Source organism: uncultured Massilia sp., assembly GCF_913773735.1.
Lineage (GTDB): Bacteria > Pseudomonadota > Gammaproteobacteria > Burkholderiales > Burkholderiaceae_D > Telluria.
Genome location: NZ_CAJYEB010000023.1, coordinates 438,623 through 451,406, shown reverse-complemented (window position 1 = coordinate 451,406; position 12,784 = coordinate 438,623). Strand labels below are relative to the sequence as shown.

Annotated in this window: 12 protein-coding genes and 1 tRNA gene; 7 read left to right on the top strand and 6 right to left on the bottom strand. The window is 60.0% G+C overall.

What is annotated here, in order from left to right:
* Positions 1–77: 77 nt before the first annotated feature.
* Positions 78–2,066: an acetate--CoA ligase gene (acs, locus tag QZ749_RS11685; RefSeq protein WP_296946832.1), complete on the bottom strand. Its 1,989-nt coding sequence runs from the start codon at positions 2,064–2,066 to the stop codon at positions 78–80.
* Between the two features lie 287 nt (positions 2,067–2,353).
* Here acs and QZ749_RS11680 point away from each other — a divergent pair, with 287 nt between their 5' ends.
* From QZ749_RS11680 to QZ749_RS11665, 4 genes are all read left to right on the top strand, one after another.
* A complete protein-coding gene (locus QZ749_RS11680) occupies positions 2,354–2,965 on the top strand; it encodes a YqhA family protein (RefSeq protein ID WP_296946829.1) in 612 nt (203 codons plus the stop codon).
* Positions 2,966–3,001: 36 nt separating this feature from the next.
* Positions 3,002–4,537, top strand: a complete 1,536-nt coding sequence (locus QZ749_RS11675; protein ID WP_296946827.1) for a fumarate hydratase — start codon at positions 3,002–3,004, stop codon at positions 4,535–4,537.
* A gap of 132 nt (positions 4,538–4,669) precedes the next feature.
* Positions 4,670–5,500: a glutamate racemase gene (murI, locus tag QZ749_RS11670; protein ID WP_296946825.1), complete on the top strand. Its 831-nt coding sequence runs from the start codon at positions 4,670–4,672 to the stop codon at positions 5,498–5,500.
* 113 nt (positions 5,501–5,613) lie between these two features.
* Positions 5,614–5,689 (top strand) — tRNA-His (locus tag QZ749_RS11665).
* 1,061 nt (positions 5,690–6,750) lie between these two features.
* Here the strand turns inward: QZ749_RS11665 and QZ749_RS11655 are convergent.
* The 4 genes from QZ749_RS11655 to QZ749_RS11640 all read right to left on the bottom strand — a co-directional run bounded on the left by QZ749_RS11655 (position 6,751) and on the right by QZ749_RS11640 (position 9,430).
* Positions 6,751–7,689, bottom strand: a complete 939-nt coding sequence (locus tag QZ749_RS11655; RefSeq protein ID WP_296946822.1) for a hypothetical protein — start codon at positions 7,687–7,689, stop codon at positions 6,751–6,753.
* 206 nt (positions 7,690–7,895) lie between these two features.
* Entirely contained in the window at positions 7,896–8,339 is a 444-nt protein-coding gene (locus QZ749_RS11650; protein ID WP_296946820.1) for a hypothetical protein, read from the bottom strand.
* A gap of 399 nt (positions 8,340–8,738) precedes the next feature.
* Positions 8,739–9,116: a hypothetical protein gene (locus QZ749_RS11645; protein ID WP_296946818.1), complete on the bottom strand. Its 378-nt coding sequence runs from the start codon at positions 9,114–9,116 to the stop codon at positions 8,739–8,741.
* A 152-nt stretch (positions 9,117–9,268) separates the two neighbouring features.
* The gene (locus QZ749_RS11640) at positions 9,269–9,430 is read right to left on the bottom strand and encodes an Arc family DNA-binding protein (RefSeq protein WP_296946816.1); all 162 of its coding nucleotides are present in this window, start codon (positions 9,428–9,430) and stop codon (positions 9,269–9,271) included.
* A gap of 387 nt (positions 9,431–9,817) precedes the next feature.
* Between QZ749_RS11640 and QZ749_RS11635 the strand changes: the two genes are divergently transcribed.
* Both QZ749_RS11635 and QZ749_RS11630 read left to right on the top strand, forming a co-directional pair.
* The gene (locus QZ749_RS11635; protein ID WP_296946815.1) at positions 9,818–10,018 is read left to right on the top strand and encodes a DUF4224 domain-containing protein; all 201 of its coding nucleotides are present in this window, start codon (positions 9,818–9,820) and stop codon (positions 10,016–10,018) included.
* Between the two features lie 283 nt (positions 10,019–10,301).
* Positions 10,302–10,880, top strand: coding sequence for a recombinase family protein (locus QZ749_RS11630; protein ID WP_296946814.1), 579 nt, complete (start codon positions 10,302–10,304; stop codon positions 10,878–10,880).
* Between the two features lie 306 nt (positions 10,881–11,186).
* Here the strand turns inward: QZ749_RS11630 and QZ749_RS11625 are convergent, their stop codons facing one another.
* The gene (locus QZ749_RS11625) at positions 11,187–11,447 is read right to left on the bottom strand and encodes a hypothetical protein (protein ID WP_296946813.1); all 261 of its coding nucleotides are present in this window, start codon (positions 11,445–11,447) and stop codon (positions 11,187–11,189) included.
* Here QZ749_RS11625 and QZ749_RS25655 point away from each other — a divergent pair.
* On the top strand, positions 11,350–12,048 hold the full coding sequence (locus tag QZ749_RS25655; RefSeq protein ID WP_373896817.1) for an excisionase: 699 nt from the start codon (positions 11,350–11,352) through the stop codon (positions 12,046–12,048). The genes QZ749_RS11625 and QZ749_RS25655 overlap by 98 nt on opposite strands.
* Positions 12,049–12,784: the final 736 nt, after the last annotated feature.

The window sequence follows — 12,784 nt, the reverse complement described above, 5'->3', positions numbered from 1 at the left end:
AAACGCCGTGCCGGTTTCCCGGAACGGCGTCAACTCTGCAATCTGAATACAGATTAAACCCTACATTGCCCGAGCGATCAAGCAGATTCCTTGAGCTGATCGAGGATCGCCGGGTTTTCCAGCGTCGAGACGTCCTGGCTGATGGTTTCCCCCTTGGCCAGCACGCGCAGCAAGCGGCGCATGATCTTGCCCGAGCGGGTCTTCGGCAGGTTGTCGCCGAAGCGGATTTCCTTCGGCTTGGCGATCGGGCCGATTTCCTTGCCGACCCAGTTGCGCAGCTCGGCCGCCAGCTTCTTGGCGTCCTCGCCGCTCGGGCGCGCCTGCTTGAGCACGACGAAGGCGCAGATCGCCTCGCCGGTCGTCTCGTCCGGCTTGCCGACCACGGCGGCTTCCGCCACCAGCGGGTGCGCCACCAGCGCCGATTCGATCTCCATCGTGCCCATGCGGTGGCCCGAGACGTTCAGCACGTCGTCGATGCGGCCGGTGATGGTGAAGTAGCCGGTGTCCTTGTTGCGGATCGCGCCGTCGCCGGCCAGGTAGTACTTGCCGCCCAGCTCATCCGGGTAGTAGGCGGTGCGGAAGCGGTCCGGGTTGTTCCAGATGGTGCGGATCATCGACGGCCACGGACGCTTGACGACCAGGATGCCGCCCTGGCCGTTGGCCACGTCGGCGCCCGACTCGTCCACGATGGCGGCCATGATGCCCGGCAGCGGCAGCGTGCACGAGCCCGGCACCATCGGCGTGGCGCCCGGCAGCGGGGTGATCATGTGGCCGCCGGTCTCGGTTTGCCAGAACGTGTCCACGATCGGGCAGCGCTCGCCGCCGACGTTCTTGTAGTACCACATCCAGGCTTCCGGATTGATCGGCTCGCCCACGGTGCCCAGCAGGCGCAGGCTGGACAGGTCGAAGCTCTTCGGGTGCACCTTCTCGTCGGCGTTCGACGCCTTGATCAGCGAGCGGATCGCGGTCGGCGCGGTGTAGAAGATGCTGACCTTGTGCTTGGCGATGGTTTCCCAGAAGCGGCCGGCGTGCGGATAGGTCGGCACGCCTTCGAAGATGACCTGGGTGGCGCCGACGGCGGTCGGGCCGTAGCAGATGTAGGTGTGGCCCGTGACCCAGCCGATGTCGGCGGTGCACCAGTAGACGTCGGACGGCTTGATGTCGAAGGTCCACTTCATCGTCAGGATCGCCCACAGCAGGTAGCCGCCGGTGGCGTGCTGGACGCCCTTCGGCGTGCCGGTCGAACCCGAGGTGTAGAGGATGAACAGCGGGTGTTCGGCCTCGACCCATTCCGGCTCGCACGCGGCGTCCTGGCCGTCGACCAGGTCGTGCAGCCAGGTGTCGCGGCCTTCCTGGAAGTGGATGCTGCCGCCGGTGCGCTTATAGACGATGACGTCCTTGATGGTGTCGCAGCCGCCCATCGCCAGCGCCTCGTCGACGATCGACTTCAGCGGCAGCGATTTACCGCCGCGCAGCTGCTCGTCGGCCGTGATGACGGCCACGGCGCCGGCGTCGACGATGCGCTCCTGCAGCGACTTGGCCGAGAAGCCGCCGAACACGACGGAGTGGGTGGCGCCGATGCGGGCGCAGGCCTGCATGGCGGCCACGCCTTCGATGGACATCGACATGTAGATGACGACGCGGTCGCCCTTCTTGATGCCGCGCGACTTGAGGCCGTTGGCCAGCTTGCAGACGCGCTCGTGCAGTTCGCGGTAGGTGGCGCGGGTGACGGTGCCGTCGTCGGCCTCGAAGACGACGGCGGTCTTGTCGCCGTTGCCGTTCTCGATGTTGCGGTCGAGGCAGTTGTAGGACACGTTCAGCTTGCCGTCGGCGAACCACTTGTAGAACGGTGCGTCCGATTCGTCGAGGATCTGGGTGAACGGCTTGTGCCAGGCGATGTTCTCGCGCGCCAGGCGCGCCCAGAAGCCTTCGTAGTCCTGTTCGGCTTCGGCGCACAGCTTGTCGTACGCCTCCATGCCGGAGATGGTCGCCTGGTCGGCGAATTCCGCGGACGGGTTGAACACGCGGTTTTCCTGCAGGCCCTGCAGGGTCTCGTTCTCGGCCATACTAGTCTCCTTAGTAATGCGGACCCCGGCGATGGTCCCGCGCCGCATGCGGCGCAGGAAGGGATCCTGGTAGTTTTGCCACATACCTTATGCGGTCTCGCTTACTGAGTGCTTACACATGCAACAACGGCAAGCGCGGCAAGCGACGACACGGGCGCGGCCGCTCGGGCATCCCGAGGTCATTCTACCAACGTTTGGGAAACATCGAAGGGCATGCCGGCGCGGCGCGGCGGGTGTAGAATGTCGAGCTGTCCTGTCCGCAGCCGCACCCTTGCCCCCCTTCCGTAATGTACGAATCGCAATCCAACCACGGCGCCAAAAAGCGCACCGCGCTCGCCAATTTCATGTTCGCCAGCCGCTGGCTGCAACTGCCGCTGTACCTGGGCCTGATCCTCGCGCAATGCGTCTATGTCTACCACTTCTGGGTCGAACTGGTCGACCTCGCGATGGCGGCGATGGGCAGCAAGGAAGCGCTCGACCACATCATCGCCGCCGTCGCCGTGCCGAACGCGCCGCCGCCGACCAAGCTGAACGAAACCACGATCATGCTGGTGGTGCTGGGCCTGATCGACGTGGTCATGATCTCGAACCTCCTGATCATGGTGATCGTCGGCGGCTACGAGACCTTCGTGTCGCGCATGCACCTGGAAGACCATCCGGACCAGCCCGAGTGGCTGTCGTACGTGAACGCGTCCGTGCTCAAGACCAAGCTGGCGATGGCGATCATCGGCATCTCCTCGATCCACCTGCTCAAGACCTTCATCAACGCCAACGCGTACGACGTGAAGACCCTGGTCGCGCAGACCTGCATCCACATCGCCTTCCTGCTGTCGGCCATGGCCATCGCCTATACCGACCGCATCATGTCGGCCACCGCCGACAGTGCGAAACATCGATAACAACGTTTTCCCCCAAGTCCCCCTAGCGAGATCCTCATGACTGTCATCAAGCAAGACGACCTGATCGAATCGGTCGCCGCAGCACTCCAGTACATCAGCTACTACCACCCTGCCGACTACATCCAGCACCTGGCGCGCGCCTACGAGGCCGAGCAGAGCCCGGCCGCCAAGGATGCGATCGCCCAGATCCTGACCAACTCGCGCATGTGCGCCGAAGGCAAGCGCCCGATCTGCCAGGACACCGGCATCGTCAACGTGTTCCTGAAGATCGGCATGAACGTGCGCTTCGAAGGCTTCGGCAGCGGCTCGATCACCGACGCCGTCAACGAAGGCGTGCGCCGCGCGTACAACTTCCCGGACAACAAGCTGCGCGCCTCGATCGTCGCCGACCCGCACTTCGAGCGCAAGAACACGAAGGACAACACGCCGGCCGTGGTGCACATGGAGCTGGTCCCGGGCGACACCGTCGACGTGATGGTCGCGGCCAAGGGCGGCGGCTCCGAGAACAAGACCAAGTTCGTGATGCTGAACCCGTCCGACTCGCTGGTCGACTGGGTGCTCAAGACCGTGCCGCTGATGGGCGCCGGCTGGTGCCCGCCGGGCATGCTGGGCATCGGCATCGGCGGCTCGGCCGAGAAGGCGATGCTGATGGCGAAAGAGTCGCTGATGGAAGACATCGACATGTACGAACTCAAGCAACGCGGCCCGCAAAACAAGCTGGAAGAGCTGCGCATCGAACTGTGCGACAAGATCAACGCGCTGGGCATCGGCGCCCAGGGCCTGGGCGGCCTGACGACCGTGCTGGACGTGAAGATCAATATGTACCCGACCCACGCGGCCAGCAAGCCGGTGGCGATGATCCCGAACTGCGCCGCCACCCGCCACGCCCACTTCGTGCTGGACGGCTCGGGCCCGTCGTACATCGAACCGCCGGCGCTGTCGACCTGGCCGGAAGTCCACTGGACCCCGGACACCGAGAAGTCGAAGCGCGTCGACCTCGACACGCTGACGAAGGAAGAAGTCGCCTCGTGGAAGCCGGGCCAGACCCTGCTCCTGAACGGCAAGATGCTGACCGGCCGCGACGCCGCGCACAAGCGCATCCAGGACATGCTGGCCAAGGGCGAGCCGCTGCCGGTGGACTTCACCAACCGCGTGATCTACTACGTCGGCCCGGTCGATCCGGTCGGCGACGAAGTGGTCGGCCCGGCCGGCCCGACGACCGCCACCCGCATGGACAAGTTCACCGACATGATGCTGGAGAAGACCGGCCTGATCTCGATGATCGGCAAGGCCGAACGCGGCCCGGCGGCGATCGAGTCGATCAAGAAGCACCAGTCGGCCTACCTGATGGCGGTCGGCGGCTCGGCCTACCTGGTCTCGAAGGCGATCAAGTCGGCCAAGGTGCTGGGCTTCGCGGACCTGGGCATGGAAGCGATCTACGAGTTCGAGGTCAAGGACATGCCGGTGACCGTCGCCGTCGATTCGACCGGCACGTCGGTGCACACGACCGGTCCGAAGGAATGGTCGGCAAAGATCGAGTCGCTGAAGGGCATTCCGGTCAACGCGGGCTGATCGACACGTCGCACGACATTGGACCCCTGCCTACGCCGGGGCGACGTGCTGTCGAACGTCGTCCCGGCGCAGGCCGGGACCCAATGTCCCCCGCAGTACCACGATGTATCCACGCTGCGATACCATCACCTCATGACTACCCGCGCATCATCCCCCGTCGGCATCTTCGACTCCGGCCTCGGCGGCCTCTCCATCCTGCGCCACATCCGCGCGCAACTCCCGCACGAACACCTGGTCTACGTGGCCGACACCGGCTTCGCCCCCTACGGCGACAAGCCCGAACACGTGGTGGCCGAACGTTCGCTGGCCGTGACCCGCTTCCTCGTCGAACACGGCATCAAGGCGCTGGTCGTCGCCTGCAACACGGCCACCATCTCGGCCGTGAAGCTGCTGCGCGAACGCTTCCCGGACATGCCGATCGTCGGCGTCGAGCCGGGCCTGAAGCCGGCCGCCGCGGCGACGCGCAGCCGCAAGGTGGGCGTGCTGGCCACCGAGCGCACGCTGGCGGGCGAGAAGTTCCTGCGCCTGCGCGACCAGGTGGCGGAAGGGACGCAAACGACCTTCCTGCTGCAGCCCTGCCGCGGCCTGGTCGAACGCATCGAGGACGGCGACGCCGAAGGAACGATGACGCTGTTGCGCCGCTACGTGACGCCGCTGCTCGAACAGGGCGCGGACACGCTGGTGCTCGGCTGCACCCATTACCCGCTGGTGAAGGCGTCGATCGAGCACGTGGCGGCCGAGGCGGGCCATGCCCACGCCACGCTGGTCGACACCGGCGAGGCGGTGGCGCGCCAGCTCGGGCGCCTGCTGGAGGCCGGCGGCCTGCTGCGCGCCCCGCAGGCCACCGCGCCGGCCACGCTGGAAGCCTGGACCAGCGCCAGCGCCACCGCGCTGGCGAGCGCGTTCGACGTGCTGCTGGGGATGACCCCGCCGGTGCACGAGACCACCTTCGACGCCCCGTGAGCACGGCGGGACCGGCTCGGCACTATTGGCAGAAATAGATTTGCCAGATCGGGGATCACCCTATATAATCTCGTTCTGTCTCGGCAACAACGAGATACGAAAGCAAGACAGTGGTGGCTGTAGCTCAGTTGGTAGAGTCCAGGATTGTGATTCCTGTCGTCGTGGGTTCGAGTCCCATCAGCCACCCCAAGAATATCAAGCACTTAGCCCAGTTTTCGAACTGGGCTTTTTGCTTTTTGGAAGTCTTACATGGCTCATGTAACCGCTGTGTAACCCCACTTTGAGAATCGTTGGGCACCTTGAGCATGTTTTTCGGGCGCTTATCTTGCGGCAGACTGAATCTCAGCAAAGTTGAGTAGGCGACGAATCTCAGCCACTGGCCAACTCAACCTCCCATTGATCCGCACTGGCCGAATCGGTCCCTTCTCCGTCGATGCCCACACTCGCATCGTCTGCGCCTTGCGGCCCAAGTGAAACGCCGCGCTCGCGGTGTCCACATGCGTACGCTGCTCGAGATTCAGTGGTATGAAGCTCGAGTTGGACGTTTTGCCACCTTCGTACTTAGGGCTACTCATGGTCTAGAACCTCGCAATGAATGTGATGCATCCATGTTGCCGAGTTCGGTCGGGCGTGGTTGCAAATGATCTTCTGATCCAGCCTTGCGCCGCGGCTTCTGCAGGCAGCGAAGTGGTTATGTACAGCAGTCCAGCGAACCAAGAAAAGCCTGTTAGGTGCACCGTGTCACCTAACCACAATCCGACGTGGTTAGGTGATAGGTCAAAGGGGGGTCTCAACCTGACACCTAATGGCAGGGTAGAGGCATTTTGCCTTGGACTCATACGTGAGCAAAATCTGCAGCAGCACTACCCCATTTTCGCGCATTTCGCCGACTTCTAAAGCGCGCCCCGAAACTCGCCTCAGCGCCTACCCAAATAAGCGAACACCGCCACCAAGACCGCCACTTAATTTGCGTAGCGGTCTTCGGAAGATACCACTCCCATCCGACCTTCATGCCGGCTTTACTTGGTAGCCCCAATGCCCAAACTGCGCTTGGCTGTCTCGATTGTTCTTCACGAGTACCGAGCGCCTGAAGCATCAGCTAATCTTCCAGTCCCTACGAATCTTTCAGTCGTCGCTCGTCTTGGCGTCAAACCCTCGCGAAAGCGAGCGGTCCCGGTGGTCCTTGATTCACCTTGATAACTTCCTACAACCTTTGAAGTACCTTGAAATACCTTGATAAACCTTGATGTCTACACCATTGCCCTGCGGAACATCTCCAAGGCGGCGCCCGTCTTCTCTTTAAGGACTGCATACCAGGCTCCTGTATTGGCTGTCTGTGCACGAAACCGCATGCGAAAGACGCCGTAGAGCTCCGCCGATTTCTGATGACGATAGACCGGGATCACGTAATGATGCTGCTCGAGGATCGCGGCGCCCCCCTGCAGATTGGTCTCGACCACTTCATAGGCGGTGGCATGAATGCTTCGTTCCTCTGGCTCAGGGCCATTTACAGGGAACAGAATTTCCGCGTCTGGGGAGGACGACTCAAAAAGGTAGGCGGCCTCCTGGATCAGGCCCATTTCCTTGAGAGTTGCAATCCGCTGGAAAAAGGGCTCCCCCCGCTTATCACCTTTGCCCAGATGTACCTTCGTCACATCCGTCGACCATGAAACCCACGTACCCGCATCGGTGAACCCGAGGTAGACCATGCTGCCGACGTCCCGGCAAACTTCCTTATCGTATTTACGGTAGTAGACCTCGCGGGAAATACCGCCATCCGCCGCTAGGTTCTGGGCGTGATACAGCTCCACGAACAGGCGCAGGGTCATGATGTCCTGAGTCTGGCGCACCCGATGCACGATAGGCTCTTCGCCGGCCAGCGGCATGACGACGTTCTTGGGCAGCCAGATTCTGTCCTCGGAGATTTTCAGTTTGTAGCGTGGCCGGGCTTTTGTGGAGTTGTCCGCCATTGTGAGTAACCCCGCCTTGAGCAGCTGCTCAATAGCGGGCTTGGCGCGCTCCCAGCGGATGCCGCCATACTCTTGGACCGCATTGGCCGACCAGGCTGTGGTCTGATTGTCGCGGCCCGTGCCACATGCCAAAACCAGAAAAGCGACGGCCGGATTAAGTCCAATCTCGCAGGCATGGCGCCATTCGGCCAGCCCAATAGCGAAGAACCCTGTCTTCATTGCGTTCCCTTAAACGCAGCCCTTAGAAATTCGGAGGCAGTGCCAGGGTAGTAAGGGAACCACCTTTTCGCCCGCTAAAGCTAGGCACTGCCGAAACTATAACGGTCTGAATCTCAGCCGTGAATTGCAATCGTTCAAGATAGCACGTGTATTCCACCTTTGCTGGAAAGAAATTGTGTTAAGGGAAATGCATACTGGCTCATCAATTAATCGTTATGATCCACCGTTGTCGCAATGCCTGCGTTGGTCATTGCCACTTCCCACTGTCGACGGATGATGTCAGCGTTCTGGACATCGCCAACCGCCTCGTAACGATTCACAATTGAGGCGTAATCGGCATCGGTCAGGCATGACCCATGGCGCGGGTATCGTTCAGCACTAGCGCGTGCCGCGGTGATTACTTCTCGGCGTGCGTGATCGCTCATGGCGCGGTAAGCCGACAGTAGCGCCACCTCGTCCAACGTCACGGCGCGCCTACTGTCGGCCTTTACTTGGCCTAAAATCTGCTGGGCGCCCAGCAGTAGGCCAAACAGCGCCGTGCTGCCGTCGTTCGCGCAGGCCTTGCCGATGGAGCGCAGCAGTTGGTCGACGTCAAAGCCGGTGATGCGCTCAGCCCCTTGGCTCCCGGGCACAGTGCGGAACGTAGTCATACCTGCTCCTTCCGTTTGGTGCGAGTTGTCGCGCGTGGCTTCGGGATTGAGCCTGCAGTCGGCGGACCGCCCTGGATTAGGCGCAGGACCGGCCGGCGTACACGCTGTACTCGCTCGTACTCTGCTTCCAGCATGCAAAAGATGAAATCCTGGCCGTCTGCATCGATGGCTGAAAACATAGCTGTAACCCGTTCATACTTCGTCATTTCGCAGCCCTCCGCGAACGGCTTTTCGTAAGCTTAGAAATGCCTTCCGCCTGCATTCCGCCTTGAACCAAGCGCAGCACCGGACGCCGCGTCCTTTGCACGCGGTCATATTCGCCTTGGAGCACGGCAAGCACGTAACGGCGCGCCTCGTCGTCGAGGTCCGTGAACATCTGTACCATTCGTTGCTGAGAAATCATGCTGACGCCCTCCCCGCTTGAGCATGCGCTTTCTCACCTTGCTTGGTCATGCGTTCGAAATGACGCTCGATCTGGTTGTCGATCACCTCCATCGCTGCAATGCTCATACGCAGCAGCCGACCACGATTAAAACCATTGAACAGCGGGGCATCATCGTTATCGCGATCCATGTCCGATTGCTCGATCATAGCCATGATCACGCCTGCGCCGGCAGCAAGATCCCGCACGCTGGATATAAGATCATATGGCCCCGTTTGATGAGATGGAGCAACCCATTCAAACGGCTCGAACATGGGGGACTGACTAACTGCTTTTTTTGCTTCAGGCGATGACACATCACCAGTGTTTGTGTTAACCTTCGTTCCGTTGCGCATATGTCTGTTCCTCAAGAATGCACTTGTCCAACGCGGTCGAAACGTCTCGTACACGTTTCGGCCACGGCCTCCAGGGTTCCGCCTGGCACGGTCATAAAGAAATCCGAAGGGTCAGCTGGCAGGCTGGCCCTTTCGTCTTTCTGGATCTGTCATCAAACCAACATTGCTTGCCTTTCGATTTGCTCCTTGGTGCGTGCCACCATATTCACGATTTCCGCGCTCACACTGCGGCGGTTTTCTTTGGCATATGCTTTGACCCATTCTTTAAGCTCAGGGGGCAAACGCACAGGAGTAGGCATGGGGGTAGTCGCCATTGTTTTCACCGGGAAGTTTGTAGGAGTACGAGTCAAATAGTGACTCACTTTGACTACCGAGTCAATAAATGACTCGTTGCGTGAGCCAAAAAAGACTCATATGCTCTGTGACATGACGCGCCCGCCTTCGATAACTCCATACCCCCTGCGCATGTCTGATGTATTGCGGGACCGACTTACTGCGCAAGCCAAAGAGCGAGGGCATAGCCTCCACGCAGAAATCATCGCAATTCTAGAAGGGGCAACCGGCCTTGCTCCTGTAGTTCCCGGAACCGAAGTAAAGACCCTGGCCGAGGAAATCGCCGAGATCGTCGCGACCAAACTGCGCGCGTCCTCGAGCTGAGCTGGTGCCCTCCACTCGGCAATATAGGAGCCTTCGTGTCGGACATGTTTCTCACCCAGGAAGAACTCGCGACCCTGACCGGCCGGAAAATGAAATCGAAGCAGATCGAGGCGCTGCGCCGCATGGGCTTACCCTTTCACGTGAACGCGTGCGGAAAGCCGGTCGTCGCCCGTGTGGCGATCGAGGGCAAGCGAGACGTGGCCGAGACGCCGAAAGCCTGGAAGCCGCCAGCACGCATCATATGATCAGCCGCCCCATTTTTGGGGTGGTCGCTAGCCGCAGTAAAATTGCGGTGGCCAACGGTGGTCAACTTGACCACCGCACTTTTGCGGCGGTTGGTCGGCTCAGTTTTGAGTCCATCGAAGTGCGTCCAATTTCAGACCGACATCCCGTCAAAAAACGACCGTTTTCTAACATCAACACAAAGCAACGATAATCAATGTCAGAAATATAGCCATTGCACTTTCTAACAGCCTGGTATATTATGACACCGTTTTCTAACAGTCGGAACACACCGGGGATAACAACATGGCAACCTTCGCATACGGCCGCGTCAGCACCAAAGAGCAAACCACGGAGAACCAGCGCCGCGAGATCGAGAGCGCCGGCTATCAGGTCGACTACTGGTTTGCGGATGAGGGCGTGTCGGGCAAGGTCTCGGCGCTGCAACGTCCGCAGTTCGCAAAGATGCTCGGCCAAGTCCGCGACGGCGAAACCCTTGTGGTGACGAAGCTGGATCGCCTCGGCCGCGATGCACAGGATGTCGGCGCCACGATCAAGATGCTGGCCGCGCGCCGCATTGAGGTCATTGTTCTGCAGTTGGGCAAGCTCGACCTCACCAGCGCGGCCGGCAAGATGATGCTGACCATGCTCGCGGCCGTAGCCGAAATGGAGCGTGATCTGTTGGTGGAGCGCACGCAATCGGGATTGGCCCGTGCGAAGGCTGAGGGCAAGACCTTGGGCCGCCCTTCTAAGACCAACGACGAACAGCGCCGCCAGATCGTGGCCGATCACGCAGCCGGAGTTTCCGTAAGCGAGTTGGCCCGCCGTTTCGCCGTCTCGCGTGCCAATATTCTCGGCATCGTGAAGCCTCCCCCCTCGATTTGAATAACGGCGATCCGAGCGCCTGGTCGATAAAAAGTCTCCTTTTCGGGCCTTATCGGCGTTATTTGCGGCCTCCATTGTAAATATATGGCAACGTAATCATACGTTGGTCAATCAGGAGGTCGCTATGCGCCACGCAAATCCAATCTACACTTTCCAGCACCACGGCATCCCTTTCGTCAGCAATGACGCCGCTAAGCTGATCTACTACGGCTCGCTGTACTGCATCGTTCACCTAATCGAGTGACTAAAGAGGCTTCGGCCTTATAACCGTGGCAACCGCCAGCAGGCCGGGGCAACCCGGCTTTTCTATTTCTCTTGCAGGCCTTCGGCCCAGCGGATTACCTCACGCGCCTTGTACAGCGGGTGCGATCGTTCCTGAGTAGGATTGATCTTGATCGGCTTCGGGAAATCTAGCCGAACGATGATCTTGTCACGCACGGTGGTATAGGACCGCTTCAGGTAGGCGGCGATGTGCTCGGTGTCCCATAGGTCAACCTCGACCGGGATTGATCGCTCTGTCAGCTTCTGTAAAATCGCTTTCAGGATGTCCCTTTCTTCACCAGTCATCGTTACCTCCTATTGGATTGAAACTATGGACGTGATCTTAGATCGAGAGGAGCTTTACCGTGACGTCTGGTCGAAAGGCGTCGGCATGGTGGCGCGCAAGTATGATCTGACGGAAGGAGACATACGAAAGGCATGCTTCGCATTGGATGTGCCAAGGCCTGCCCGAGGGTATTGGTCGAAACTTAGGACAGGCGATGCGCCCCCAGTCCCCCCGCTTCCACCAAGTGGCGCGTCGACGTACGTTTGTACAACGGCCAAACGCAAGCCCACGCCAGGTAAGGAACCCGCCACGAAGCCAGCCAAGCCGAAGGAATCGCTTGTCGAGTGGGTCTTGAAAAACCGTGCGGAGATGCAGACTCAGAAATCTTCTGCTCAAACGCGGCCACCGCCGCATGGTTCCATGCACCTTCTGCCTGAAGACATGATCGGGTTGCCACGGTTCGTCCCGCTCCAGTTTTGGGCCGCGCTGCTCCTTGGCGAGCATGCCCCCAGCGCTAATACTCTTTTGCGGTGGGTCCACGACGGACGGATCTCTCCGCGGCCGATCAAGGTCGGCAAGGCATGGAACGTCCGGAAGGATGCGGCGTACATCCCTGATTAGGGTAGTCGTGGTTCGATCATGCACAGCCAATACTGCGCATAGTTCACCATGTGCCCCTCGACCTGTACACGCTCGAAGCTAGCCGATGTGAAGCGCCCTTCGCTCATCCAAACTAGATAAGGCTCGTATAGCACTTCCTGGCGCCGTAACACTCCTTCACCGCCTGTATGGCGCTCGACCTTGATTGAGCGTCCTATGCCTTGAATACAGTTTTGACAAAATTGAGACAGCACTTTTCAATACTTTAGTGAAACACTGCACATCCAAACTCCAATGGCGATTTCATGTTTTTTCAGGTTTTCCGTAGTTATTTAGACTGAAGCTCGACCGCCGGTGCGGAGTGATTCCTCTCTTACGCAAGCGCGCATTACCGATCACATCCTTCTTTACGGACTTGAATAATTTCTCTCATGCGCGAGTCACAGCATTTCCAAGCTTCCAGAGAAACAGGAGCTAAGCCGGGTACCACATGGCTCTAAACAAGCCTACTTTAGATACTCTGCCGTCAGATCCTTGATGTAGTATCTTGTTGCCGAGCAACCATTTCGGAGACGTCTGTGCTTCCTCACTTCCGCACTTTATCCCGATCGATCGCTGTCGCTGTACTGGCCATTGCCACTACGATGTCGCCGGCTCATGCCAATTCGGACGAAAGCGATACTGCCGAGTGTCGCGGGTACTCGGGGCCTGGAGGATCTTGCTCCCACGGTCCCGGCGGAGGCCTATCATATGGGCC

What these genes read in the sequence shown, in the direction of transcription:
- acs (WP_296946832.1), bottom strand. Translation starts at nt 2,066, where the DNA reads ATGGCCGAGAACGAGACCCTGCAGGGCCTGCAGGAAAACCGCGTGTTC.
- QZ749_RS11680 (WP_296946829.1), top strand. Translation starts at nt 2,354, where the DNA reads ATGTACGAATCGCAATCCAACCACGGCGCCAAAAAGCGCACCGCGCTC.
- QZ749_RS11675 (WP_296946827.1), top strand. Translation starts at nt 3,002, where the DNA reads ATGACTGTCATCAAGCAAGACGACCTGATCGAATCGGTCGCCGCAGCA.
- murI (WP_296946825.1), top strand. Translation starts at nt 4,670, where the DNA reads ATGACTACCCGCGCATCATCCCCCGTCGGCATCTTCGACTCCGGCCTC.
- QZ749_RS11655 (WP_296946822.1), bottom strand. Translation starts at nt 7,689, where the DNA reads ATGAAGACAGGGTTCTTCGCTATTGGGCTGGCCGAATGGCGCCATGCC.
- QZ749_RS11650 (WP_296946820.1), bottom strand. Translation starts at nt 8,339, where the DNA reads ATGACTACGTTCCGCACTGTGCCCGGGAGCCAAGGGGCTGAGCGCATC.
- QZ749_RS11645 (WP_296946818.1), bottom strand. Translation starts at nt 9,116, where the DNA reads ATGCGCAACGGAACGAAGGTTAACACAAACACTGGTGATGTGTCATCG.
- QZ749_RS11640 (WP_296946816.1), bottom strand. Translation starts at nt 9,430, where the DNA reads ATGGCGACTACCCCCATGCCTACTCCTGTGCGTTTGCCCCCTGAGCTT.
- QZ749_RS11635 (WP_296946815.1), top strand. Translation starts at nt 9,818, where the DNA reads ATGTTTCTCACCCAGGAAGAACTCGCGACCCTGACCGGCCGGAAAATG.
- QZ749_RS11630 (WP_296946814.1), top strand. Translation starts at nt 10,302, where the DNA reads ATGGCAACCTTCGCATACGGCCGCGTCAGCACCAAAGAGCAAACCACG.
- QZ749_RS25655 (WP_373896817.1), top strand. Translation starts at nt 11,350, where the DNA reads ATGTGCTCGGTGTCCCATAGGTCAACCTCGACCGGGATTGATCGCTCT.
- QZ749_RS11625 (WP_296946813.1), bottom strand. Translation starts at nt 11,447, where the DNA reads ATGACTGGTGAAGAAAGGGACATCCTGAAAGCGATTTTACAGAAGCTG.